The following is a 24,574-nucleotide window of genomic DNA, read 5'->3' as shown; positions in this document are numbered from 1 at the left end:
ACCGGGGCCGGGGGCTCACCCCTGCTCCGGTATCCGGGACGCCCCGATCGACCTGCTCGGGTCCCGCAGGGTCCGCACCAGCCGCTCCACGGGCACCGGAGGCAGCGCCTCCCCCTCGAAGGTGCTGCGCAGCGCCAGATCGTAGGCGGCCATCCCGCGCTGCACCTCGGTGAGGAACTCCTCGCTGATCACCGCCGTTCCGTCGGCGAGCCCGGAGCGCGCCGCCGCCTTGGGACCGGGCCGGCCGAGATAGGTGTGCACGATGTCGGGCGGCCCGTCGTCGAACGGACGGTCGTACTCCACCAGCCCCGTCACGTCCTCCACGGTGAAGTTCCCGTCGGGGCTGTTGAGCTGGGCGATCGTGTCACTGCTCGCCCGCAGCAGCAGGCCCTCCGTGTACTGGGCCGGCGCCCCCTCCAGATTGAGGAACAGCACCTTCACGTCCGGCACGTCCGGCTCGCCCGTCCTGCGGTAGACGATCGCGCGCTGGGCGTCCGCGTTGTCCGTCGCCACGCTCCAGGTCCGCCGGAAGCCGCGGATGCGGGCCCGGACCACCTCCGCGCCCGGCCGCGGCACATGCCCGTACAGATCCCGCAGCGCCTGCGGATCCACCAGCCGACCGTAGACGAACAGGGCCTGCCGGGCGGGCTGTTCGAAGGTGGCCCAGCCCGCCCAGGAACTGCTCGGCCGGTTCAGGTCCACGTCCACCCGGGAGAAACGGCCGATCTGCACATGCTGGGGATCGAGCCGGTACCAGTGCTCGTCGTGCACCTCGACGCCGAGCCCGCCCACCTTGCCCGACACCCGGATCAGCAGGTCGTGCAGCCCGCTGTCGGAGATGTCGATGCCCTGCACGGTACGGATCTGCCCGGCGTCCAGTTCCGCGTCCATCGGGATCCACAGGGTGAAGGTCGTGCCCTCCTTGGACACGGGCCACATGCGGGCGCCGACCCGGCTGCCGTTGGACCCGAGCACCTCCAGCGGATGCGTCCGGATCAGCCGGCTGCCGTCCACCGGCGACGGCTCCAGATACCGCAGATACGCCTCGCAGCGCAGGTCGGCGATGGTGAGATGGCGCAGCTGCTTGTAGAAGCGCACCGCGATGGTGCCGTGGTGCGTGCCCTCCTTCTCCTGCCGGTACACGGCCTCGTCCACCTCCCACGGCAGACACACACTGGGCTGCGCACGCCACACGAAGCCGCGGATCGAGTACATCCGGGCGAACACCACCGCGATCACCAGCGCGGGCAGCACCAGGCCGACCGCCGCCGCGACGCTCGCCAGCAGATCGTCCCAGGACCCGGCCCGCCGGTCCGGATAGTCCCCCTGCCCGCTCAGCGCCCGGAACATGGAGCCCGTCAGGGACAGGAACGCGCTCACGCTGCCGTACCGGTGCTCCGGCGCGGCGACCAGCGCGTGCGCCCCGGCCAGCAGCAGCGACAGGACGGCCAGCCCGCCGAACAGCACGAGCAGCAGCAGCCAGGCCGGCTGCCCGCTCACCCACCAGCGCCAGGACTGCTGCTGGATGGGATGGTGACGACGGCGTCTCAAGGACGGGGCCATGGCACTCCCTCAGGCCGGAGCTCTCGGTTCGAGCCGTTTGCTGAAACAGAGCGCGAACGGGTCGTCCAGATACGGCGGATACGGCGGGACGGGGCGGAAGCCGCGGCTCCGGAACAGCCCCTGCGCGGCCGTGTGCCGTACCCCGGTCTCCAGGTAGAGCACCCGCGTGCCGAGCCCCGCGCTCAGCGTCTCCGCGGCGGCCATCAGCGCGCTGCCCACCCCGAGCCGCCGGGCCCCGGCCCGCACGTACACCCGCTTGACCTCGTAGGCGCCCGGCGGGACACCGAGGACCGCCAGCGGCTGCACGGCCACGCATCCGAGGGCGTCCGCACCGTCCGCACCGTTCGAACGGGCCAGCAGGAAGCGGGCGCCGGGATCGACGCCCGCCCGGTAGCTCCCCGCCAACTCCGGGTACCGGCCCAGATGTTCACGGTGCGAGGCGGCCAGCAGCTCGTCCAGGTCCGCCGTGTCGTCGGCCGTACACGGGTGCACCTCCAGCATGCCGGGAGTATCGCCACGCGCGGCGCACGGCAACCCTGTGAACCCGTCCGGTCACGCCTCGATTGCAAAAAGTCACCGCACGCCCCTCGTGGCGGCGATGTGTCGTACTCCACACTGGGTTCCGGTGCCTGAGTCCTCGGAGCGCGGCCGATCCGTCCCCAGCGGGTCCTTCACCCCCGCGGTTCCGCTCATCGAGTACGGGACGGATCGCGGCGAGGCCGCCCACTCCGCCCTTGAAGTACCGCTGTCGTACCCCCTGGCAGCGATCATCCTGGAGGTCGCCCCCGTGCAGACCCAGACCCTCGACCAGACCGAGACCAGCACGACGGACGGCGCGGAACCGGACGCGGAGACCGATGTCCTCGCGACCGTCCCCCCGCAGAGCCGTGCCGCGCACCACCCGGAGAACGCGGACCCGGAGAGCCCGCCCGAGCTCGAAGAACCGTCGGCCGAAGCGGTGGAGACCGCCGAGGCCCCCGAGCCCGACGAACGGCCCCGCGGCCGGGTCGCCGACACCGGCGCGCCCTCCTCGGACCTGTTCCGCCAGTACCTGCGCGAGATCGGCCGCATCCCCCTGCTCACCGCGGCCGAGGAGGTCGAACTCGCCCGCCGTGTCGAGGCCGGCCTGTTCGCCGAGGAGCGGCTCTCCGGAGCCTTCGACCTGGACAGCCAACTCGCCGTCGACCTGGACAAGTTGGTCGTCATGGGCCGGATGGCCAAGCGCCGGCTGATCGAGGCGAACCTGCGGCTCGTCGTGTCCGTGGCGAAGCGGTACGTCGGCCGCGGGCTGACCATGCTCGACCTCGTGCAGGAGGGAAACCTCGGGCTGATCAGGGCAGTTGAGAAGTTCGACTACGCCCGCGGCTACAAGTTCTCGACGTACGCCACCTGGTGGATCCGGCAGGCCATGTCCCGGGCCCTGGCCGACCAGGCCCGCACGATCCGCGTCCCGGTGCATGTCGTCGAACTCATCAACCGGGTCGTCCGCGTCCAGCGCCGGATGCTCCAGGAGCGCGGCTACGAGCCGACCCCGGAGGAGGTGGCCGACCACCTCGACCTCGCGCCCGAACGCGTCAGCGAGGTCCTGCGGCTCGCCCAGGAACCGGTGTCGCTGCACGCGCCGGTGGGCGAGGAGGACGACGTCGCCCTCGGCGACCTGATCGAGGACGGCGACGCGACGAGTCCCGTGGAGTCCGCGGCGTTCCTGCTGCTGCGGCAGCACCTGGAGGCGGTGCTGTCGACGCTGGGGGAGCGGGAGCGGAAGGTCGTACAGCTGAGGTACGGCCTGGCGGACGGGCGTCCGCGCACGCTGGAGGAGATCGGGCGGATCTTCGGTGTCACGCGGGAGCGGATACGGCAGATCGAGTCGAAGACTCTGAACAAGCTTCGGGATCATGCATTCGCGGATCAGCTGAGGGGTTATCTGGATTGATGCCGGGTGCGGGTGCGGTGGGGGCTGGTCGCGCCCGCGCGGCGGAGCCGCATATCGATGCAGCCCCGCGCCCCTTAAGTTGGACCAGCCCCCCCCCGGTTTATCAGTCGACCTCCGCCACCGCCTGAGCGAACTGCGCCTTGTACAACCGCGCATACGCCCCGTCCGCCGCCAACAGGTCGGCGTGCGCGCCCTGTTCGACGATCGAGCCGTTCTCCATGACCAGGATCGTGTCCGCGTCCCGGATCGTGGAGAGGCGGTGCGCGATCACGAACGACGTGCGCCCGTGGGCGAGTTTGGCCATCGCCTTCTGGATCAGCACCTCGGTACGGGTGTCGACCGAGGACGTCGCCTCGTCCAGCACCAGGATCGTCGGGTCGGACAGGAATGCCCGCGCGATGGTGATCAGTTGCTTCTCACCGGCGCTGACGCCCGTGCCCTCGTCGTCGATGACCGTGTCGTAGCCCTCGGGCAGCGTACGGACGAACCGGTCGGCGTGCGCCGCCCGCGCCGCCTCCTCGATCTCGCCCCGGGTGACCTCACGGGACGCGCCGTACGCGATGTTGTCGGCGATCGAGCCGCCGAACAGCCAGGTGTCCTGGAGCACCATGCCGATGCCGGCGCGGAGTTCGTCGCGAGACATCCGCGCGATGTCGACGCCGTCGAGGGTGATCCGGCCGCCGGAGACGTCGTAGAACCGCATGAGGAGGTTCACCAGGGTGGTCTTGCCGGCGCCGGTCGGGCCGACGATCGCGACCGTGTGGCCCGGTTCCACCGTCAGGGAGAGGTCCTCGATGAGCGGCTTGTCGGGGTCGTAGCGGAAGGAGACGTGCTCCAGGGCGACCAGGCCGCGCAGTTCCTCGGGGCGCTCGCCCGGCATCGGGTCGGCCGACTGCTCCTCGGCGTCGAGGAGTTCGAAGATCCGCTCGGCCGAGGCGACGCCCGACTGGACCAGGTTCGCCATCGACGCGACCTGGGTGAGCGGCATCGAGAACTGGCGCGAGTACTGGACGAAGGCCTGCACATCGCCGATCGAGAGCGAGCCCGAGGCGACCCGCAGACCGCCGACGACCGCGACCAGCACGTAGTTGAGGTTCGACACGAACATCATCAGCGGCTGCATGACACCGCTGTTGAACTGCGCCTTGAACCCGGCCTCGTACAGCGCGTCGTTCTGCTCGGCGAACAGCTTCGCCGACTCGTCCTGCCGCCCGAACACCTTCACCAGGGTGTGCCCGGTGTACATCTCCTCGACGTGCGCGTTGAGCTTGCCCGTCGAGCGCCACTGCTGCACGAAGTGCGGCTGCGAACGCTTGCCGATGCGGGTGGCGACCAGGAACGACAGCGGCACGGTCACCAGCGCGACCAGCGCCAGCAGCCACGACACCCAGAACATCATCGCGAGGACACCGATGATCGTGAGGAGCGAGTTGATCAGCTGGCCCATCGACTGCTGGAGGGTCTGGCCGATGTTGTCGATGTCGTTGGTCGCGCGGGACAGCACCTCACCGCGCTGCCGCTTGTCGAAGTACGACAGCGGGAGCCGCGACATCTTCGTCTGGACGCTCTCGCGCAGCCGGAACATGGTCCGGTTGACCGCCCGGTTGACCATCCGGGTCGCCACCGCCATCAGCAGCCCGGCCACCATGAACGTGCCCAGCGCGAGCAGCAGCACATGCCCCACCGAGGTGAAGTCGATGCCCTTGCCCGGGGTGAAGTCCGTGCTCTTGAGCATGTCCGCGATCGAGCCCTGGCCCCGGTCGCGCATCGCCTGAAGGGCCTGCGCCTTGCTCGTACCGGCCGGCAGCTGCCGCCCGATGATGCCCGCGAAGACCAGGTCGGTGGCGTTGCCGAGGATCTTCGGCCCCACCACGTTCAGCCCGACGCTGATCACCACGCACACCAGCAGGATGCCGATGGTCAGCCGCTCCGGCCGGAACTGGCCGATCAGCCGCTTGCCGGACACCTTGAAGTCCATCGAACGGGCGTCGGGGCCCGTCCCGGCCATCATCCGCCCCATGGGCCCGGCCATCAGGCAGCCTCCGCTTCCGTGAGCTGGGAGAGCACGATCTCTCGGTACGTCTCGTTGTCCGCCATCAGTTCGTGATGCCGGCCCGTCCCCACGACCCGCCCCTCGTCGAGTACGACGATCCGGTCGGCGTCCCTGATGGTCGCCACCCGCTGCGCCACGATCACCACGGTCGCCTCGGCGGTCTCCTGGGAGAGCGCGGCCCGCAGCGCCGCGTCCGTCGCGTAGTCGAGGGCGGAGAAGGAGTCGTCGAACAGGTAGATCTCCGGCCGCTGGACGAGGGTCCGGGCGATGGCGAGCCGCTGCCGCTGACCGCCGGAGACGTTCGTGCCGCCCTGGGCGATGGGGGAGTCGAGGCCGTTCTCCAGCGCCTCGACGAAGCCCTTGGCCTGCGCCACCTCCAGCGCGTGCCACAGCTCCTCGTCGCTCGCGTCGGGGTTGCCGTAGCGGAGGTTGGTGGCGACCGTGCCCGCGAACAGGTACGGCTTCTGCGGGACCAGGCCGACCGTCTTGGCCAGCAGCACCGGGTCGATGGTCGACACGTCGACCCCGTCGACGAGGACCTCGCCGTCGGTCGCGTCAACCAGACGCGGGACCAGACTCAGAAGGGTGGACTTTCCGCTGCCGGTCGAGCCGATCACGGCCGTCGTCTCGCCCGGACGGGCCACCAGCTCGATGGACTTCAGCACGGGTTCCTCGGCGCCCGGATAACAGAAGCCGACCCCGCGGACCTCCAGATGCCCGTGCCGGCGCAGCTCGGTGACGGGCGCGAGCGGCGGCACGACACTGGACTCGGTGTCGAGGACCTCCTCGATGCGCTCGGCACAGACCTCCGCGCGCGGCACCATCATGAACATGAAGGTGGCCATCATCACGGACATCACGATCTGCATCAGATAGGCGAGGAACGCGGTCAGATCACCGATCTGCATCCCGCCGCTGTCGATGCGGTGGGCGCCGAACCACACGACGGCGATCGACGACAGGTTCACCGTCGTCATGACCACCGGGAACATCAGCGCGAGCAGGTTGCCCGTCTTCAGCTGCATCTCGGTGAGATCGGAGTTGGCCTTCCGGAACCGCTCCTTCTCGTACTCGTCCCGGACGAAGGCCCGGATGACCCGGTTGCCGGTGATCTGCTCGCGCAGCACCCGGTTCACCGAGTCCAGGCGCACCTGCATCGCCCGGAACAGCGGGCGCAGCCGCCGCACGATCAGCGTCACGCAGATCGTCAGCGTCGGCACCACCGCGATCAGCACCGCGGACAGCGGCACGTCCAGGCCGAGCGCCAGGATGATCCCGCCGACGCACATGATCGGCGCCGACACGAGCAGCGTGAACGTCATCAGGGCCAGCATCTGGACCTGCTGCACGTCGTTGGTCGTACGGGTGATCAGCGAGGGCGCGCCGAAGTGCCCGACCTCGCGGGCCGAGAACGACTGCACCCGGTCGAAGATGGCGCCCCGGATGTCCCGGCCGAGCGCCGAGGCGGTGCGCGCGCCGAAGTAGACGGCGCCGGTGTTGCAGACGACCTGGACCAGCGAGATCCCGATCATCAGCGCACCGAACGACAGGATGTAGCCGGTGTCACCCTTCACGACGCCGTTGTCGATGATGTGCGCGTTCAGGGTGGGCAGATAGAGGGTGGCGCAGGTCTGCAGGAATTGCAGCAGCACCAGCAGGGCGATGGGTTTCTTGTAGGGCCTGAGATAGGTCCGCAGAAGTCGTATGAGCACGCTACGTCTCTCGGAGTCGGCGGTGAGGGGCGGGCGGGTGTGGTGTTGCCCCTCGCCCCCATCGTCGGACACTCCACCCGCGTTACCTCAACTGATTAAGCCAAGAGCAGTGCCACATGCGTCCTTATGAACCCTTAAGAGCGGAACGGGTGAACTCCTACGACCGGAACGCGCCCGGATGCGTCTGTTCCCGTACGGACACGTACTGCTGGCGCACCGCCTGCCCTACGGCCAGTTCGTCGCCCGGCTCCAGCACCTGCGCGACCGGACCCTGCCAGGGCGGCGGGGTGCGCGGGTCCAGCGTGCCCTGCGAGACACCGAGCGCCCAGGCGGCCTGCCGGGCGGCACCGATCGCCGCGTAGTCGGCGGGCTGCGGTACGACGACCTGCGTCCCGAAGAGCGCGGGCGCCGCCGCCTGCACGGCCGGCAGCTCGGCGGCCGGCCCGAGCAGGAACAGCCGCCGTACGGCCACTCCCCGCCCGCGCAGCACGTCCAGGGCGTCCGCGAGGCCGCACAGCATGCCCTCGAAGGCGGCCCGCGCCAGGTGTTCCGCCTTCATCGACTCGCGCCGCAGCCCGGCCAGCGTCCCGGCGGTGTGCGGCAGGTTCGGCGTCCGCTCACCCTCCAGATACGGCAGGAACACCAGCCCGTGCGCTCCCGGGGTCGACTTCATCGCCAGCTCCGACAGGCTCTCCAGATCGGGCAGCCCGAGCAGCTCGGCGGCCCCGCGCAGGGTCCGCACGGCGTTGAGCGTGGTGACGACCGGCAGATGCATCCCGGTCGCGTCGGCCAGCGAGGTGATCATCCCGCTCTGGTCGAGGAGCGCCTCGGGGTGCACGGCCATCACGGACCCGGAGGCGCCGAGCGAGACGACCGCGTCGCCGAAGCCGATCCCGAGGCCGAAGGCCGCCGCCATGGTCTCGCCGGTCCCGGCGGAGATCAGCAGCCCCTCCGGAGTCGTACCGGCCGCGTCGGAGGGACCGATCACCTCGGGCAGCACGGCCTGATGCCCGAGGGCCAGCTCGACGAGATCGGGCCGGTAACCACCGCCGGCCGCGGACCAGTACCCGGTCCCGGAGGCCCCGCCCCGATCGGTGGTCCGCCTGGCCGGCCGCCCGAGGAGCTGCCACACCAGCCAGTCGTGGGCCTGCAACAGGGCGGCCGTACGCCGTGCGTTGTCGGGCTCGGTCCGGTTCAGCCAGCGCAGTTTGGTCACCGGCTGCGCGGCCTGCGGGACACAGCCCACCGCCTGCGCCCAGGCCTCGCGCCCGCCGAGCGCGTCGATCAGATCGGCCGCCGCGACCTGCGCCCGCTTGTCGCCGCCGACCATCGCGGGCCGCACGGTGTTGCCCTGCGCGTCCAGCGGCACCAGCGCGTTCTGCTGCGCGGACACACCGATGGCCTGTACGCCTTCGAGCAGCCCGCCACCGGCCGCCTCACCCAGCGACAGCAGCCAGGCCTGTGGATCGACATCGGAAGGCCGCCCGCCGCCCTCGGTCTCGGACTCGACCGGATGCGGCGCGTATCCCTGCCTGAGCACGGACCCCGTGTCCGTGTCACAGACGACGATACGAGTGAAATCGGGCGAACTGTCCAGCCCGGCGACTATCCCCATGGCGGAAATTCTGCCGTACGGCGGGAGGTGGCCGTGCCGGGTCGCGGCGCCCTAGGTGTTGCTGGTGCCCCAGTCGTCCTCGCCCGTGCCGTTCGCGTTGCGCTCACGCAGGGACCGTACGCGCTGGGCGACGGAGTCGGGGACCCGATCGCCCACCTTCTCACCGACCGCGTGGTACGCCCTGCCCGCGAACTGGCGGCCCTGCTGCGCCGCCGACTCGGCGGTGTTGCGGACGGCCGGGTTCTGGGCGACCTGGCGTGCCGACTTCTTCAGCTGCTCGTAGCGCTCGCGTCCGGCCCGCGTGCCCAGCACGTAACCCAGAGCCAGTCCGACGACGAACGTGAGCTTGTAGCGCATGACGGCCATCCTTCCGTTGCGCGGGTCCTCGTGGACCTCCGACGCGGCATCGGTGCCGGGGGAACCGATTGGCGGAGCACCCCCCTGCTTGCGCTAATGTATGTGTCGCAGCGAGCGCACGCCCCCTGGCGAATACCCGGGTAGGTACGATCGATGCAACGAGGCATTCCCCTGTAGCTCAATTGGCAGAGCAGCCGGCTGTTAACCGGCAGGTTACTGGTTCGAGTCCAGTCGGGGGAGCTTCGATCTTCCGTAGCTCAATTGGCAGAGCAGCCGGCTGTTAACCGGCAGGTTACTGGTTCGAGTCCAGTCGGGAGAGCAACCGCTTGGTGAGTGGACGAGGACCCCGTTGGGGTCCTTTTTCATGTCCCCCGGAACCGCCCGGCGCGGGCCGCGGTCCTCATGGTCGTGCGAAGTCGACCATCCGAAGCAGGAGATCGTATGAGCGGCTATGCTGCGGCAGACGGCGCGCACAAATGTGCGCGACGCGCCGTAATGGGGCGGTAGCTCAGCCGGTTAGAGCAGCGGACTCATAATCCGTCGGCCGTGGGTTCGAGTCCCACCCGCCCCACCATGCAGGTACCTGACCTGCGGAAACGTCTCATCTCGCGTAAGGATTCAGGGCTTTGGGTTGCGGGGCTGAATCCGCTGCTCGTGAGTTCAACTCCGCTGCTGTCGGCTTTAGTTCGAATCGCCCTGACCTGGGAAGATGTCTTGGTTCGGGGTAGGTGCGGGGCTCCGCAGGCGGTGTGTGGGAGGGGTTTGGCCCCCGATTCTGGACGCTGGCTGGACGCGGGGAATCGGAAGGTGCTGTCCGGTGACCTTCGAGTGTGCCGCTTCGGTGGTGCAGGCGGTTGGGATCCGCGCTCACGCGAAGCCTGGTGTCTGCCCGGACGGCCCCCAGGTTCTACTGCCTGAGGTCGATCATGTGGACCGGCTGCCCTGTAGTGCGCGCGATGGTTTCGAAGTCGCGGTCGTAGTGGAGCAGGGTGAGTCCGGCTTCCTCGGCGGCGGCCGCCACGAGGAGATCGACGGGACCCGCGCTGCGGTGCTCTTCCTTGGCCGTCAGCTGCTCTTGGATGATGCGGGAGCGGCGGTAGACGCCGTCGGGGCACCAGGCGTAGTGGGCGTCGAGGGCCGCCTTTATGCGGGTGCGGTCCGTGGCCGAACGGACCGAGTGCAGGACTTCCAGTTCGGTGAGGTCGCAGATCGCGACGAGGCCGGCGGCGATCCTGTCGTCCCATTCGGTCGTGTTCTGGCGGAGCGGGACGAGGGCGAGGGCGGAGGCGTCGATGAGGTAGTCGGCGACGGTCACTCGTCGGCTCCGGCGCTCGGGACGTCACCCGCACTCGTGGGTCGGTAGCCATCCTTGTCCAGCAACAGGTCCATGTCCAGGGCACTGTCGGCCACCAGGCTGCGGGCTTCTTCAAGTGCGCGCAGACATCGGTAGCGGGCGGTGACTTCCCGTAGGGCGGTGTTGATGGTGTCGCGCTTGGTGGTGGTGCCCAGTTCCTTGGCCGCTTCCTCCAGTGCCTCGTCGTCGAGGTCGATGACCGTGCGACTCATGATGTCCTCAGTCACATTCAGGCTGCGTATATCAAGATACTTGATCCTTTATGTACCGGCCGGGCTCCGGGGCGGAGAGACCGCACACGGAAGAAGGCCCTCGCCTTGCGGCGGGGGCCTTCGACCTCCTGCCGAGCCGTGATGAACCGGCAGGGTCGTGGCGGCGGTGCGGGTCAGCGCAGGGCGCTGACCTCGGTTGCCGACAGTGTGCGCGGGTAGACGTGGACGTCGGCGACGGAGCCGGGGAAGGCCAGGTACGGGGTGGTGGCGGAGGCGCTGTTGATGCAGCCGCCGATGGTGAGGGGGAGGGAGGAGTCGTACTGGGGGCTGAGGTTGGTGGCGGTCCCGATCAGGGTGCTGTTCTGGTAGAGGGCCATGTTGCCGGTGGTGGAGCCTCCCGGGACCGGTGCCCGGAAGGTGGCGACCAGGTGGGTCCAGGTGCCGACCGGGCCGGAGTTGTTGTCTCCTTCGGCGGTGGGGAAGTCGGCGTTGTCGTCGTTGGTGGTGGTGGTCTGGAACATCCAGGCGGCGCTGGACTTGTCGTAGGAGAGGTAGAAGGACTGGTGCTGGGTGGTGCCCTGGCAGACGGCGCTGGTGCCGAGGGCAGAGTTGATCTTCACCCAGGCGGAGACGGTGTAGTCGCCGAGTGTGTTGACCGCGCTCTGCTTGCTCTTGAGGAAGCCGGCGCTGCCGTCGAAGGCGACGCTGCCGGACAGCCCGCTCGGCGCGTCGCTGCCGTAGGTGGCGCCGCCGGTGGCGGTGACCGGGTTGAGGGAGGCGGTGTCGGTGCCGTTCGATCCGAGCTTCCACTCGTCCTCGGGCATGCCGTTGTCCCAGCCGGTCGGCACGATCACGCTTGCCGCGTCGGCATCGCCGGCCTCCATCGCGTACGGGTAGACCTGCACGTCCGAGACGGAGCCCGGGAACGCGTTGTACGGCGAGGTCGCTGCGGGGTCGTTGATGCAGCCGCCGACGGTCAGGGGCATCGACGAGTCGTACTGCGGGGTGAGGTTGGTGGCGGTCCCCATCAGGGTGCCGTTCTGGTAGATGGACATCACGCCGCTGTCGGCGTCGCCGTCCACGGGGGCGGTGTAGGTGACCAGGAGGTGGGTCCAGGTGCCCACGGCCCCGGTGTTGGTGTCGCCTTCCGCGGTGGGGAAGTCGGCGTTGTCGTCGTTGGTGGTTGTGGTCTGGAACATCCAGCCCTTGTTGCCCCGGTCGTAGCCGATATAGAACGCCTGGTGCTGGCTGGTTCCCTCACAGATGGCCGTGGCCGGATTATCCGTGGAGTCGAGCTTCACCCAGGCGGAGACGGTGTAGTCGGCGAGGGTGTTGACGGCGGTGTGGTCGCTCTCCAGGAATCCGGTGCTCCCGTCGAAGGAGGTGGCGGTGGCCGGCGCGTTGACCGCGTCTGGTCCGGTCGAGCCGAAGGTCGCCCCGCCGACCGCGGTGAACGGGTCGTCCCCGCGCGCGTCGGTGCCGTCGGCGGCCAGGTCCCACTCGTTGTCGGGGGTGTCGCTGCCGGTGGCCTCCGGGACGATCAGGTTCGGCGCGATGCCGACGACCTGCGTGTTGGTGTCGTTGAGGTAGCGGGCGGCGAGGTCGTCGTAGTACGTGTTCGACGGGTTGCCGCTGGAGAGGTCCGCCGCCTTCACGGTCGGCGAGGTGGCCGTGCCGTCCGTGGAGACCGCTGCGGCGAAGTCGATGACCTGGCTGGGGAAGTTGTCGAGCAGGTACTGATTCACCAGCTCACGTGCGGACTCCTGGGTGGCCGTGCCCGGGTGCGCGGCGGTGAACGGTGTGATGGTGGTGAGGTAGACGGTGATGTTGGAGTTCTGGGTGACCGGCTGATTGTTGATGTAGGTCTGGCCGTCGTCGGTGTAGTACGAGTTCAGCTCGCTGTTGATCGCGGCGAGTCCCTGCTCGACGCCGGTGGCGCAGGCGTCGGCGGTGCCGGTGCAGTTGAGCAGGTCGGTGGCACCGGTGGAGACGAGAACGGTGCGTACATTGCCCTGCGCCAGCACGTTGCGGTCCAGCGGGTTGAGCGCGTTGATCGGGCTGTCGCTGTATGTGTCCTGTGGCAGCAGGTTGTTGCTCAGGCTGTTGCTGTTGGTGCCGGCGTTGAGTACGCCGTAGTCCACCGTGGAGTCCCCGTTGGGGTCGGTCACCAGGGCGCCGGTGATGGCGTCGCTGAGGTGGTGCCGGCCGTCGCCGCTCGCGCTGTCGCCGTTGACGCTCTGGTCGCCGTAGAGGACCAGGGAGCCGGTGGGGGCGGAGGTGGGCGTGGTGACGTCGATGCCGGCCAGGTACGGCAGACCGGTGTACGTGGTCTGTGTGAACTTGGTGGCCGCGGTGTCACCGGTGCGGTTGGCCGCGTCGCCGGCCCAGACCGGGGTCTGGGCCGCCGCGTGGCCCGGCATGGCCGCGACCGAGCCGTGCACCTGCAGGCTGACCAGGACGGTCGCCTGCTGGTCGACGTGCAGGGTCACCGGGTCGCTGGTGACGTCGCCGCCCGCCGGGATCGTGACGGAGGCGGTGCCGCCGAAGGCCAGCGGTACCGGTGCCGCGGCCGCCGTGGCGCCGCCCGCCGTGCCGTCCTGCAGGGCGACGGATGCCGCGTCGAAGGTCACCGGGCTGCTGCCCATGGCGTTGGACAGGTGGACGCGGACGCCGTTGCCGTCGTCGGTGCCGATGCTGACGTGGGCCGGGATGCGCAGGGTCTGTCCGTTGACGGTGGCGGTGGTGCCGCCGGACTGCGTCACCTTGGCGGTGTCCTGGACGGAGGACCAGGTGCCGACCCAGTGCTGGGTGCCGTTGCCGGTGGTGGTCAGCGGCCGCAGGCCCATGCCCAGGATGTGCAGGGACGGCTGGCCGGCCTGGACCCCGTTGCTGAACAGCGGCAGGGAGAGGCTGCTGATGACCGAACCGGGGCAGGCCAGCGGGACGCTGACGGCGTAGATCTTCGGTCCAGGGCTGGGGCTGGTCTGGGTGTTGTTGCTGTGGTTCTGATGGACGAGGGTCAGCGTGGCCGCGGAGGCGGGGCCGCTCAGCCAGTCGGGCACCGTGTCCAGGGTGTACGACTGGTCGGCGGGGCCGTTCAGGTCCAGGCAGTTGTTCTTGGCGTAGGTGATGGTGCCGGTGGCTCCCTTGGCCGCACCGCCGGTGGCGAAGGCCAGGAAGACCACGGCGTCACCGGTGTTCACCACACCGCTGTCCGGCACGGTGACCGTCTGGCCGGAGGCCAGCATGTTGTCGTAGGTGCCGGTGCCGAACTTCGGCAGCGCGATGTTCGTACCGTCGACGGTCACCGACTTGCCGCTCTGCCAGCCCGAAGTGCCGGTCAGGTCGGTGGCGTTGATGCTGTTGCCGGACCCGTCGGCGTCGGCCGCGCTGGTCGTGGTGGTGAAGGTGCTGGTCGCGGTGTTGTTCAGGCAACTGCCTGTGCTGTTCATCGCACAGGTCAGCGCGGGCGCGAGGCGCAGCACGTCGAGGCCGGCCTGAAAGCCGGTGGAGCTGGGGTTCTTGCCGGTCAGGGTGAGGGTCAGGGTGTGCGCGCCCTGCTTGAGGGTGAGCAGCTGACCGTTCGAGTCCTTGGGGATGCCGAGGTTGACGAACCGGGTGGTGGTGTACGAGTTGTAGGCGTCGAGGCCGCTGAGCAGGGTGGCCTGGGTGGGCTTGCCTGCGTCCAGGACCAGGTTGTAGATGCCGTAGTCCTTGGCCTTGGTCAGGTTGACCCCGAAGCTCCAGGGGCCGTCCTTGGGGATGTCGAAGCCGAAGGTCGCGCTGTCACCGGAGACGACCTTCGAGGTGGTGCTCTTGTTTGCCAGCATGGCCTGGAAGCCGTCGGCGAACTCGTAGCCGCTGCCGGCCGCCTGGCTGATCAGCTGGCCGCCCTTGGACGTGGTGGTCGCCTTGGGCACGACGGTGGTGGTGCCGTCGGTGTTGGTGGCCGTCCAGCCGGCGATCATCTTGTCGCCGTAGGCGTACGTCGGGGTGCTGGTGCCGGCGTAGAAGGCGTAGGTCGTCTGGGAGATGGACGTCGAGCCCGCCTGGTCCACGGCCTTGGCGTACAGCGTGTGCGGCCCCGCCTTGGCGGGGGCGAAAGCCGGTGAGGCGCTGCCGTTGAGGACCACGGTGCCGGTGCCGGGGCCGTTGTCCGAGGTGGCGTAGTAGACGTGGCCCGGCACGATCGTCGTGCTCGTGGTCCAGTGGGTGACGCTGGTGGTGTAGACCGTGTTGCCGAGCGTGGCGTCCAGGGCGAACAGATAGCCGGTGATGTTGTTGGTGTGGTTGTTGCTGAGCGTGAAGGTGCCCTTGTCGCCGAAGGCGGCGCCGATCTGCTTGGCCGGGAACTGACTTGAGGTCACCGTAGGGGCCGGCGGTGCGCTGGTGTCGACCGTGAAGGTCTGGGTCTTGGTCCAGATACCCGAGCCGGTGCCGGCCCAGTAACCGGCGGCGTTCTGCGCGGTGGCCTTCCAGGTGTAGGTGCCGTCGGGCAGGCTCGGAGTGGTCCAGTCGCTGCCGTTGGTGTTGTACCGGGCGTGCTTCTTCGAGTCCGTGCTGGGGCCGAAGCCCTGGTGGATCAGGGTGCCCGAGGAGTTGTAGACGTTGTACTCGACGCGCACCAGCTCGCTTCCGCCGGCCAGGTCGGGGTCGACCGCGCGCGCCGACAGCGTCGGGGTGTGGGTGGTGGTCATCGTCTTGCCCAGATTCACCGTGGACGGCTTGATGGCGGGGGTACCGGTGCCGTTCTTGAGCTTGGGGCGGTAGCTGTAGGTGACTGACATGGTGGCGCCGCCGCCGTAGGCGAGTTGCTTCCACTGGGTGGCGTCGTTCATGTCGGGTGACTGGACCATCAGCGTCATGCTCTTCCAGCCGCCGGCCGCCGCGCTCTGCGCGCGGGAGGTGACGTCGAACTCCAGTGACGGCGGGCTGACCCAGGAGTTGGCACCGTCGGTGACCGGGCAGGTGCCGGCCTCGTGGCTCTTGGGGTTGGTGCCCAGCGAGCCGGTGCGCCCACCGGGCTCATGACCCCAGTACAGCGACGAGGAGCTCCAGCCTGCGGGGCGGTCGGTGCCGTAGACAGCGGCCGGGGTGTCCGAGCAGGAGGCGGCGGAGAGCTGCTTCACGTACAGCGAGGCATGCGTGACCACCGCGCCTTTGATGCCGCTCGTGTTCATCTGGTAGTAGGTGCGGGCCCGTTCACCGTTGCCGGGGCTGCTGTTGTCCCACCCCTCACGGGCGTTGGTCGCCCCCGAGGTGGACGTCGAGTTGTAGACGTTCCAGCCGTTGTCGGAGATCCGCGCCCAGTCCAGCTGGGAGGGTCTGCCGCTCCACTCGGGGTCGATGTAGACCGGGTAGGCGGTGCTCTTGGCTGTGAGCAACTTCTGGTCCAGGCCCAGCAGTTGCTTGCCGTGCTTCAGGTTCACCCGGACCTGTGCGCGGTGTTTGCCGACCTTGGCTGCCGCCTTCTGCTCGGCACGGGCCAGGGAGACGGTCGCCGTGCGGGCCGAGGACACGCCGGAGGACTTCTTGCCGGCGCTGTCCCACATCAGCGCGGTGTCACTGTGGAACACCGTCTCGCCGGTGCGCTTGTCGATGGCCTGGGCCCCACCGTCGCGCGTGGGAGTCACCCGGACATGGGACGAGGTGGTGTTCAGCGCGAGGCTGCGCAGGCGCGGATCGGCCGCCGCCTTGCGGGATTTGACCACGAGGATCGAGGAGTAGCCGGAAGCGTCCGCGGTCAGCTGTAGGTCCACCTGCGGCAGGACTTCGGGATAGGTGGCGGTGTTCCCCGAGATCACCGGCGCGGGCAGCTTGCCCGGCCAGGAGAAGCCCAGTTCGGCACTGCCGCTGCGCATCGTGACCAGCGCGTCCGAACCGCCGGCGGAGAACGCCACGTCGGTGACCGCGGCCCTGGGCGCCCAGGTTCCGTTCGCCTGCCGCACCAACTTCGTGTCGATCGGCACCCACTTCCCGTGCTGCAGTGTGCGCTGCGGCATCGAGGAGTCGGTGCGGGTGAAGGTGCCGTTCGGGTTGGCCACCACCAGCGTTCCGGTGCCGGTGAGCTGGTCGATCGTCACGGGCTTGCCGGTGGCCTTCGCCCGCGCGGACGCCGCCTCCGTGGGGTTGAGACGCCGGGTGGCGGACGAAGAGCCGGCGCTCTTCGGCTTGGCCCGGTGTGAGGCGTCGGGCGCTGCGTGCGCGGGTGCCGCCGCGGCCAGCGAAGCCGCCGTCAGGGCCGTGACGAGAGCGGTGGCGATCGGTCTCGCCAGCCGGCGTCTGGACCTGTGCAAGGAACTGCTATGGACGGACATGAAGGTTGGGGTCCTCCGCTTTTCAGGCGGTTCCCCCCGTGGGCCCCGCGCCGAAGTGCATTCTGTGGGGCTGATGTGAGCAGGGTCCATCGTCAATTGATCACCTGGTGACCAAGCGGGGTCCGTTTTTGACGTATGGCAGTCAAATTGAGTTCAAGACTAGGGGATTCCTTTGCTTTCCATGTGCATTCCCTTTGTGATCCATGTTGATCTCAGGACCTAGCGTGAGGCTTCCGTGAGGGGTTTGATCAAACTTGCCTCTCCTTTTGGCATGCGCTCAACCGGCCGGGAACGAAGGCCGCTTGGGTGCCCACAGCAACACCCGGGGGGCGGTTTCCGCATGCCCTGGGCCGGGAACGGGGGAAGGCCCACGATGACGCGAACAGCCGGGTTGGGGAGACGGATGCTGCGGGGCGCCAGACGGCTCCGTGGTCTCAGCCTCCCGACCACAGGTGTCCTCCTGGTGAGCATGCTCATCCCCGCCGCGGATGCGATGGCTTCGCCGAACGCGCACCGGCACGTCCCGGCTCCCGCGGTGGCCAAGGACAAGCGGATCCCCTTCACCCACGCGAAGCCGAAGGCGGCCGCGGCGTCGAAGAAGTTCACCCGGTTCGATCCGGCGGGGCACGCCTCGTTGCCCGGTGGCGGTAGCTCGACGGTGTCGCTGACCGTTCCGCCCACCGGTGGGCGTCCGGCGCACGTCGCGGCGGGCTCGGCAGCCTCCCGGCGGGCGGGGTCGTCGCCGGTACTGCTGTCGGCGGCGCGTTCGGGTACCACGGCGCGCCGGGTCCAGGTGAAGACGGTCGACCAGAAGACCGCACGGGCCGCCGGTGTACACGGCGTGCTGTTCACCCTGCGGAGCGCGGGTGGCTCCGGCAGCGTCGGGGTCGACGTGGACGACTCGGCCTTCCGCAACGCCTTCGGCGGCGACTACGCCGCACGGCTGCACCTGGTGCGGCTGCCGGCCTGCGTACTGACGACCCCCCGACTGCCGCGTTGCCAGTCGCAGACGTCGCTGCGCACCAGGGCCGGCGCACCGTTGTCGGCCCAGGTCTCGCTGCCGGCGACGACGTCCAAGTCCTCGTCCGCACACACCGCCGGGGTGTCCGGCGGTGTGGTGGCGCTGGCCGCGACCGCGGGCACCAGCGGCTCGTCCGGCGACTACGCGGCTACCAGCCTGTCGTCCGGTGGCACGTGGTCCACCTCGGGCAACACCGGGGCCTTCACCTACAACTACCCCATCGCCGTGCCCGGAGCGATCGGCGGTTCGGCACCCACGCTGACCCTGAACTACAACTCGGCGACGCAGGACTCGCGTACCGAGGGGACCAACAACCAGTCCTCGTGGCTGGGCGACGGCTGGTCGACCTCGGACAACTACATCGAGCGGACCTACAAGTCCTGCAAGGACGACTCGTCGACGGACGCGCCCAAGAACGACGGCGACGAGTGCTGGGCGGGCCAGGTCCTAACCCTGTCACTGGACGGCAAGTCCACCCCGATCGTCTACGACGACAGCACCAAGACGTTCCGCGCCGCGCAGGACGACTCCACCACGAAGATCGAGGACCTGACCGGCGCGACCAACGGCACCGACAACGGCGAGTACTTCAAGGTCACCGAGAACGGCACCCAGTACTACTTCGGCTGGAACCGCCTGCCGGGCTGGAGCTCGGGCAAGGAGGAGACCAAGTCGGCCTGGACGATGCCGGTCTACAAGGCACACAGCGGCGTCTCCGACTGCCCCGCGGGCACCGACTTCGCGTCCAGCTCCTGCACCCTGGGCTACCGGTTCAACCTGGACTACGTCGTGGACCGCCACAGCAACGCGATGGCGTACTACTACGCGCCGGAGACGGGTTACTACGGCCCGAACATGAAGAACACCGCGGTGGCCTACACCCGCGGCGGAACGCTGAAGCGCATCGACTACGGCATGACCTCGTCCACGGTCTACTCGGCCACCGCGCCGGAGCAGATCCTGTTCGACGCGACGGCGGAGCGCTGCATCTCGGGCACGCCCGCGGGCAACACGTGCTCGGACTCCCAGTTCACCACGTCCAACCCGGAGTACTGGCCGGATGTGCCGATCGACCTGAACTGCGCCAAGGACGCGACGGACTGCACCAACCACGGCCCCAGTTTCTGGTCGCGCAAGCGTCTGACCTCGATCACCACGCAGGTGCAGGTCGGCGGGGCGACCAAGCAGGTGGACCGCTACGACTTCACCCAGTCCTTCCCCGACGGCGGCGACCACGCCCCGACCCTGTGGCTGGACAGCATCAAGCACACCGGCCTGGACCTGCTCGGCGGGGCCTCCGCGAGCACCTCCACGCCCTCGGTGAGCTTCGATCCGCCGCTGCAGCTGGCGAACCGGGTCGGGACGATCCCGCAGATGCCGTTGATGTACCACGACCGGATCCAGTCGGTCACCACCGAGACCGGTGCGCAGACCACGGTGGCCTACGACACCCCGGACTGCTCCAGCGCCCCGGCGAGTGATCCGTCCGACCCGGCGGACGCGGCGGCGAAGGGGTTCGCGTCGACGAACAAACTGCGGTGCTTCCCGGTGTACTGGACGCCAGAGGGACAGCCCGCGCCGATGCTGGACTGGTTCTTCCTGCACCCGGTCAGATCGGTGTCCACCGTCGACCCGCACAATAGCTACCAGGACGGCACCGAGCCGGAGTTGCTGACGGAGTACTCCTACAAGGGGAACCCCGGCTGGCACTACGACGACAACGAGACGGTCAAGAGCAAGAACCGCACCTGGGGCCAGTTCCGCGGATTCCCCGAAGTGGACGTCACCACCGGTGACCCGAACGTCTTCCACTACACCGACGGGGCCAAGGTCTACGACCAGAAGACCCTCACCAAGACCTACTACTTCCTGGGCATGAACGGCGACACCATGCCGTCGGGGACACGCAGCGCGCCCGACCTCACCAGCCAGGACGGCAGCGTCAGTGTCGCCGACGACAACGCGCTGGCCGGGCAGGTCTTCGAGACCGACACCTACACCGGTGCGAACGGCGGCATCGACAAGGCCGTCGTCAACGTTCCGAAGATCATCGGCCCCACCGCCACGCGGGCCCGGACCGGAGTCGCGGACCTGACGGCGAACATGGTCCGCCCCGCCAGGACGCTGACCCGCCAGGCCGTCTCCTACGGCTGGCGAAAGACCGAGACCGACACCTTCTACAACACGACCCTGGGCCAGACCACCACCGGCATGGCCGTCCAGAGCGACGACCGCGGTGAGACGGGTGCCACCGGCAACACCGCCAAGTGCACCTTCACCCGCTATCTCGACGGCACCCGCGCAACCGTGGTGATCACCGCCGAGAGCATCGTCACCGACCAGGACTGCAACAGCTCCGGAGCCAACCCCTCCGGAAACCTGGTGTCCGACACCCGCACGTCGTTCGACGGCCACGCCTTCGCCTACAACGGCGACGGTCAGTCCAACCCGGACCAGCCGAGCACGGGCGACGCCACTCTCGTCCAGAAGGCGTCGGCGTCCAGCGGGGCGACCGCCACCAAGTTCGTCGACCAGACCCAGAGCACGTACGACTCCTACGGCCGAGTGGTACTGGCCACCCGGACGCCCCATTCCACCGCCCCGGACGGCAGCAGCCTGGCCCAGACGGTGGCGACCTCCTACACGCCGGCCAGCGGCGCACTGCCCACCGGCACCACCACGGCCACCCAGATCACCCCGGGCACGACCTGCACCCCGGCCACCACCTCGTCCAAGGACTGCCAGGTGGCGTCCTCCGGGCTGGATGCCGCCCGTGGCGTGCCCCTCACCAAGACCGATGTCGCCGGTCTGGTCACATCGCTGTCCTACGACGCGCTCGGCCGGCTGACCGGTGTCTGGCTGCCCAACGAGAACAAGGGCGCCGGCGCCGCCGCCAGCATGACCTACAGCTACGCGCTGTCCGCCACCGCTCCTTCGGTGGTGTCCACGGGCACCCTGCTGGACAACGGCAGCTACAGCATCAACGAGACGCTGTACGACGCCATGCTGCGCACCCTGCAGACCCAGGTGACGGCCGAGAACGGCAGCACCACGGTCTCGGACACCCAGTACGACTCGCACGGCTGGACTGTGGTCACCGACAACAGCTACGCGGTCGACGGCGACCCGCGCCCCAGTCTGGTGTCGGTCTCCCAGGTGAGCATCCCCGCCACCACCGTCACCGACCACGACGCGATGGGACGCACCACCCGCAGCACCGAGGAGCACGACGGGGTCCAGACCTGGAACACCCGCACCGCCTACACGGGTGACAGGACCACCGTCATCCCGCCCACCGGGGCGGTCGCCACCACCACGGTGGCCGACGCGCGCGGTCAGAACACCGAGCTCGACCAGTTCACCGTCGCGCCGACCGTGGGCGGCAACGCGACCGACGGTTTCACCGTCACCGGTGGGACGTCCCACGCCACCCGCTACGGGTACGACGCGGCCGGCCTTCAGAACAAGGTGACCGGCCCCGACAACGCGGTGTGGGGCTTCGGCTACGACCTGCTGGGCCGCAAGACCTCGCAGGCGGACCCGGACGCCGGCGCCAGCCACTACGGCTTCGACGACGCCGGGAACCTCGTCTCCACCACCGACTCACGCAACAACGAGCTGGACTTCACCTACGACCTGCTCGGCCGCAAGCTGACCGAGACGGACAAGGCGAAGAACTTCAAGGTCGCCTCCTGGCTGTACGACTCCCTGCGGATCGGCCAGCTGACCTCGTCCACCAGCTATGTGCAGGGCGTGACGGGCGGATACACGGTCGCGACGACCGGCTACACCACCCTGGGCAAGTCGACCGGTACGAAGATCACGCTGCCCACGAGCGAGGCACCGCTGTCGGCCAGCTACCAGACCACCTACACCTACACCCCCAAGACGCAGCTGCTGGCCACGCAGGCCGACCCGCGCACCCAGGGCCTGAACAACGAGACCATCACCTACGGGCACGACGTGCTCGGCAACCCCACCACGACCGCGAGCAGCATCCAGACCTACGTCGGCGGCACCGTATACACCAACTACGGCCAGCCCTCGCAGCTCACGCTGGGAGCGTCCACCAACCCCGCCTGGATCACCTACTCCTACGACGACCAGACCCGCAAGCCCACCGAGCGGCTCATCTCGCGCACGCAGGCCCCGGGGCCGCAGGTGGACGACACCACGTACTCCTACGACGCCGCCGGCAACCCGCTGACCACCGCCGACCAGCAGTCCGAGACCGGCAACACGGTCAAGGACACCCAGTGCTACCAGTACGACGCACTGGCCCGGCTGTCCCAGGCATGGACCGCGAAGACCGCCTGCCCGGCGCAGGGTACCGACCCCACCGCCGCGACCGTCGCCGGCACTGCCGGGTCGTACTGGCAGTCCTACAGCTACAACGCCATCGGTGACCGCACCCAGGTGGTCGACCACTCCACCACCGGCGGGGCGGACGTCACCACCGGCTACGTCGAGGGCTGCACCACCGGCTGCAACGCGACCGGCGCCCAGCCGCACACCCTCACCAAGACCACCGGAGGAAGCAACCCGGCCGACTTCGTCTACGACGCCGCGGGCAACCTGCTCACCCGCACCCCCACCGGCAGCGGCGCGGGCCAGAGCCTGACCTGGGACGACGAAGGCCACCTGGCCCAGGTCGACACCACCGGAAGCAGCGCCGGCACCACGAAGTACGTCTACGACGCCGACGGCAACCAGCTGATCCGCCGCGACCCCGGGAAGACCACGCTGTTCGCGGGCGACACCGAGATCGTCGTCAACACCGGCGTGACCCCGAATGTCCTGCTCGGCGCCGTACGCACCTACGCGCACGGCGGTGCCGGCAGCCCGGTGGCGGTCCGCTCCAGCCTGCCCGGCGGAGGCACCGACTACCTCTTCGACGACCCGCACGGCACCGGCACCATGGCCATGGACACCACCACGCAGAAGGTGTCCCGTCAGCAGTACACGCCGTACGGGCAGCAGCGGGCCAACGCCAACGACACCCCGTGGGCGGACCCTACTCACTCGTTCCTCGGCAAGTCCCAGGAGGCCGCGACCGGTTACACCGACGTCGGTGTCCGCAAGTACGACCCGGCGCTGGGGCGCTTCATCAGCGTCGACCCCAAGTTCGAGGCCACCGACCCGCAGGAGCTCGGCGGCTACGCCTACGCCGGTGACAACCCCGTCACCAACGCCGACCCGAGCGGCCAGATGTACCCGGCGGACATGGGCCCCGGGCCGTCCTACCGTCCGCCGACGGACTCGACGGACTGGCTTTTCCGGGGGACCACGGAGGGGTTCGGCGGATCGGCGAACATCCAGTCCACCGGGTCCACGCCGACCTCTTCGGATCCGGGTGTCTCCACCCACTTCGCCACCCAGGCCGCGAACGACTACCACGGCCAGGGCGTGCTCCACATCCTGAACCGGCAGGACCTCGTCGAACTGGAGATAGTGGACAACTACTACCAGTCGATCCCGCACGAGAGTGAGGTGTGGGTCGAGGGGTCCGCCACCGATCTCGCCAAGCGGGCCAGGGTGACGATCCCGGTCGAGCAGGCCAGGAGCATGCTGTCCAAGATGGGGATCGACGTCGATCCGTCCACCAGGCTCGGCGACCTGGACGACAACCTCATCAAGACCCCCAAGCTGACCCCGGCTCAGATCGAGGACTTCGCCAAGAACGCCGGGGCGACCGGCGGTTCGGGCAGCGGTGCCGCCTCGACCGCGAGCAAGCTGGCGGGCTCGGCGGGTGGCGACGCGGGCTTCATCACGGTGGGCGGCGCGCTCAAGGGCAGCCTCTTCGTCGGTGCGGTGGCCCTCTCCGCGTACGACGTCGCCAAGGCGCCGCCCGCGCAGCGGCTCCACACCGCCACCCGGGACGCCGCGGGCCTCGCGGGCGGTCTGGCGGGCGCCACCTACGGGGCGGAGGTAGGTGCGTCCATCGGCTCGGCCATTCCCGGTGCGGGTACCGTCATCGGCGGTGTCGTCGGAGGCGTCGTCGGAGGCCTCATCGGCAGCGGTGTGGCGTCCGATGTGGCCGACAAGGTAATGAACTGGTTCTGACCTGGATGGAGGCATCCGCAGAGTGAGCGGTACCGAGCCTGTCGGACTGCTGAAGGTCGTGATCGTGTACGAGCGGCCCTCAGCGCACACGGTGGTCTGTCATGCCCGTTGCGTCAGTGTGGGGCGGAGTGTCTTCCCCGGCGACGAGGTGCTCCCGGTGGACAGCCCATCGGGAGAGGGGGGTTCCCCGGCCAGGGTGCTTCGGATACACCGAGAGCCCCTCGGGGAGTTCACCGAACTGACCCCCGGCTGGAGCGCCGTCGTACATCTGGAGGCCCCCGAGGGCACGGACCTGTCCTGGGTGCAGCCCATGGTGGACCTCCGGGTGGTGCCGCCGGCGACCGGCCCGGAGCAGGAACGGGCGGACTGAGTGC

The 24,574-nt window shown here is 69.1% G+C and carries 12 protein-coding genes and 3 tRNA genes; 6 read left to right on the top strand and 9 right to left on the bottom strand.

The genetic code is table 11. The features are described 5' to 3' along the window. Positions 1-15: 15 nt before the first annotated feature. Positions 16-1,563, bottom strand: coding sequence for a hypothetical protein (locus ACIQPR_RS30050; RefSeq protein ID WP_403654599.1), 1,548 nt, complete (start codon positions 1,561-1,563; stop codon positions 16-18). Between the two features lie 9 nt (positions 1,564-1,572). Further along, complete coding sequence (locus ACIQPR_RS30045) at positions 1,573-2,064, bottom strand: GNAT family N-acetyltransferase (protein WP_403654597.1); 492 nt, start codon at positions 2,062-2,064, stop codon at positions 1,573-1,575. Between the two features lie 124 nt (positions 2,065-2,188). Between ACIQPR_RS30045 and ACIQPR_RS30040 the strand changes: the two genes are divergently transcribed. Beyond that, positions 2,189-3,496 (top strand): RNA polymerase sigma factor, encoded by a 1,308-nt coding sequence (locus ACIQPR_RS30040; RefSeq protein ID WP_403654595.1) that lies wholly within the window; start codon positions 2,189-2,191, stop codon positions 3,494-3,496. A gap of 103 nt (positions 3,497-3,599) precedes the next feature. Here the strand turns inward: ACIQPR_RS30040 and ACIQPR_RS30035 are convergent, their stop codons facing one another. The 4 genes from ACIQPR_RS30035 to ACIQPR_RS30020 form a co-directional block, all read right to left on the bottom strand. Further along, positions 3,600-5,528 (bottom strand): ABC transporter ATP-binding protein, encoded by a 1,929-nt coding sequence (locus ACIQPR_RS30035; RefSeq protein ID WP_403654593.1) that lies wholly within the window; start codon positions 5,526-5,528, stop codon positions 3,600-3,602. Continuing rightward, positions 5,528-7,261 (bottom strand): ABC transporter ATP-binding protein, encoded by a 1,734-nt coding sequence (locus tag ACIQPR_RS30030; RefSeq protein ID WP_403654591.1) that lies wholly within the window; start codon positions 7,259-7,261, stop codon positions 5,528-5,530. Before ACIQPR_RS30030 ends, ACIQPR_RS30035 begins: the two co-directional genes overlap by 1 nt. Before the next feature lie 157 nt (positions 7,262-7,418). Next, positions 7,419-8,876: an FGGY family carbohydrate kinase gene (locus ACIQPR_RS30025; RefSeq protein ID WP_403654589.1), complete on the bottom strand. Its 1,458-nt coding sequence runs from the start codon at positions 8,874-8,876 to the stop codon at positions 7,419-7,421. A 51-nt stretch (positions 8,877-8,927) separates the two neighbouring features. Then, positions 8,928-9,233: a YtxH domain-containing protein gene (locus ACIQPR_RS30020; protein WP_403654587.1), complete on the bottom strand. Its 306-nt coding sequence runs from the start codon at positions 9,231-9,233 to the stop codon at positions 8,928-8,930. Between the two features lie 167 nt (positions 9,234-9,400). On the opposite strand from ACIQPR_RS30020, the gene ACIQPR_RS30015 reads away from it, so the two are divergent. The 3 genes from ACIQPR_RS30015 (at position 9,401) to ACIQPR_RS30005 (ending at position 9,807) form a co-directional block, all read left to right on the top strand. Continuing rightward, a tRNA-Asn gene (locus ACIQPR_RS30015) sits at positions 9,401-9,473 on the top strand. Between the two features lie 6 nt (positions 9,474-9,479). Next, a tRNA-Asn gene (locus ACIQPR_RS30010) sits at positions 9,480-9,552 on the top strand. Positions 9,553-9,730: 178 nt separating this feature from the next. Continuing rightward, positions 9,731-9,807, top strand: a tRNA-Ile gene (locus tag ACIQPR_RS30005). Between the two features lie 333 nt (positions 9,808-10,140). Here ACIQPR_RS30005 and ACIQPR_RS30000 read toward each other — a convergent pair. From ACIQPR_RS30000 to ACIQPR_RS29990, 3 genes are all read right to left on the bottom strand, one after another. Continuing rightward, positions 10,141-10,548 carry a PIN domain-containing protein gene (locus ACIQPR_RS30000; RefSeq protein WP_403654585.1) on the bottom strand — a complete coding sequence of 136 codons (408 nt, stop codon included), beginning with the start codon at positions 10,546-10,548 and terminating at the stop codon, positions 10,141-10,143. Then, positions 10,545-10,799, bottom strand: coding sequence for a type II toxin-antitoxin system VapB family antitoxin (locus ACIQPR_RS29995; protein WP_398943718.1), 255 nt, complete (start codon positions 10,797-10,799; stop codon positions 10,545-10,547). Before ACIQPR_RS29995 ends, ACIQPR_RS30000 begins: the two co-directional genes overlap by 4 nt. Positions 10,800-10,972: 173 nt before the next feature. Next, positions 10,973-17,095, bottom strand: coding sequence for a LamG-like jellyroll fold domain-containing protein (locus ACIQPR_RS29990; protein WP_403654583.1), 6,123 nt, complete (start codon positions 17,093-17,095; stop codon positions 10,973-10,975). A 490-nt stretch (positions 17,096-17,585) separates the two neighbouring features. Between ACIQPR_RS29990 and ACIQPR_RS29985 the strand changes: the two genes are divergently transcribed. Then, a complete protein-coding gene (locus tag ACIQPR_RS29985) occupies positions 17,586-24,200 on the top strand; it encodes an RHS repeat domain-containing protein (RefSeq protein ID WP_403654838.1) in 6,615 nt (2,204 codons plus the stop codon). A 22-nt stretch (positions 24,201-24,222) separates the two neighbouring features. Beyond that, on the top strand, positions 24,223-24,570 hold the full coding sequence (locus tag ACIQPR_RS29980; RefSeq protein WP_403654581.1) for a hypothetical protein: 348 nt from the start codon (positions 24,223-24,225) through the stop codon (positions 24,568-24,570). Positions 24,571-24,574: the final 4 nt, after the last annotated feature.

This window comes from Streptomyces sp. NPDC091280, assembly GCF_044768565.1.
GTDB lineage: Bacteria > Actinomycetota > Actinomycetes > Streptomycetales > Streptomycetaceae > Streptomyces.
The sequence above is the reverse complement of the archived record's forward strand: the minus strand, read 5'-3'. Positions and strand labels throughout refer to the sequence as shown.

What these genes read in the sequence shown, in the direction of transcription:
- ACIQPR_RS30020 (WP_403654587.1), bottom strand. Translation starts at nt 9,233, where the DNA reads ATGCGCTACAAGCTCACGTTCGTCGTCGGACTGGCTCTGGGTTACGTG.
- ACIQPR_RS29995 (WP_398943718.1), bottom strand. Translation starts at nt 10,799, where the DNA reads ATGAGTCGCACGGTCATCGACCTCGACGACGAGGCACTGGAGGAAGCG.
- ACIQPR_RS30045 (WP_403654597.1), bottom strand. Translation starts at nt 2,064, where the DNA reads ATGCTGGAGGTGCACCCGTGTACGGCCGACGACACGGCGGACCTGGAC.
- ACIQPR_RS29985 (WP_403654838.1), top strand. Translation starts at nt 17,586, where the DNA reads ATGCTCATCCCCGCCGCGGATGCGATGGCTTCGCCGAACGCGCACCGG.
- ACIQPR_RS30035 (WP_403654593.1), bottom strand. Translation starts at nt 5,528, where the DNA reads ATGGCCGGGCCCATGGGGCGGATGATGGCCGGGACGGGCCCCGACGCC.
- ACIQPR_RS30025 (WP_403654589.1), bottom strand. Translation starts at nt 8,876, where the DNA reads ATGGGGATAGTCGCCGGGCTGGACAGTTCGCCCGATTTCACTCGTATC.
- ACIQPR_RS30050 (WP_403654599.1), bottom strand. Translation starts at nt 1,563, where the DNA reads ATGGCCCCGTCCTTGAGACGCCGTCGTCACCATCCCATCCAGCAGCAG.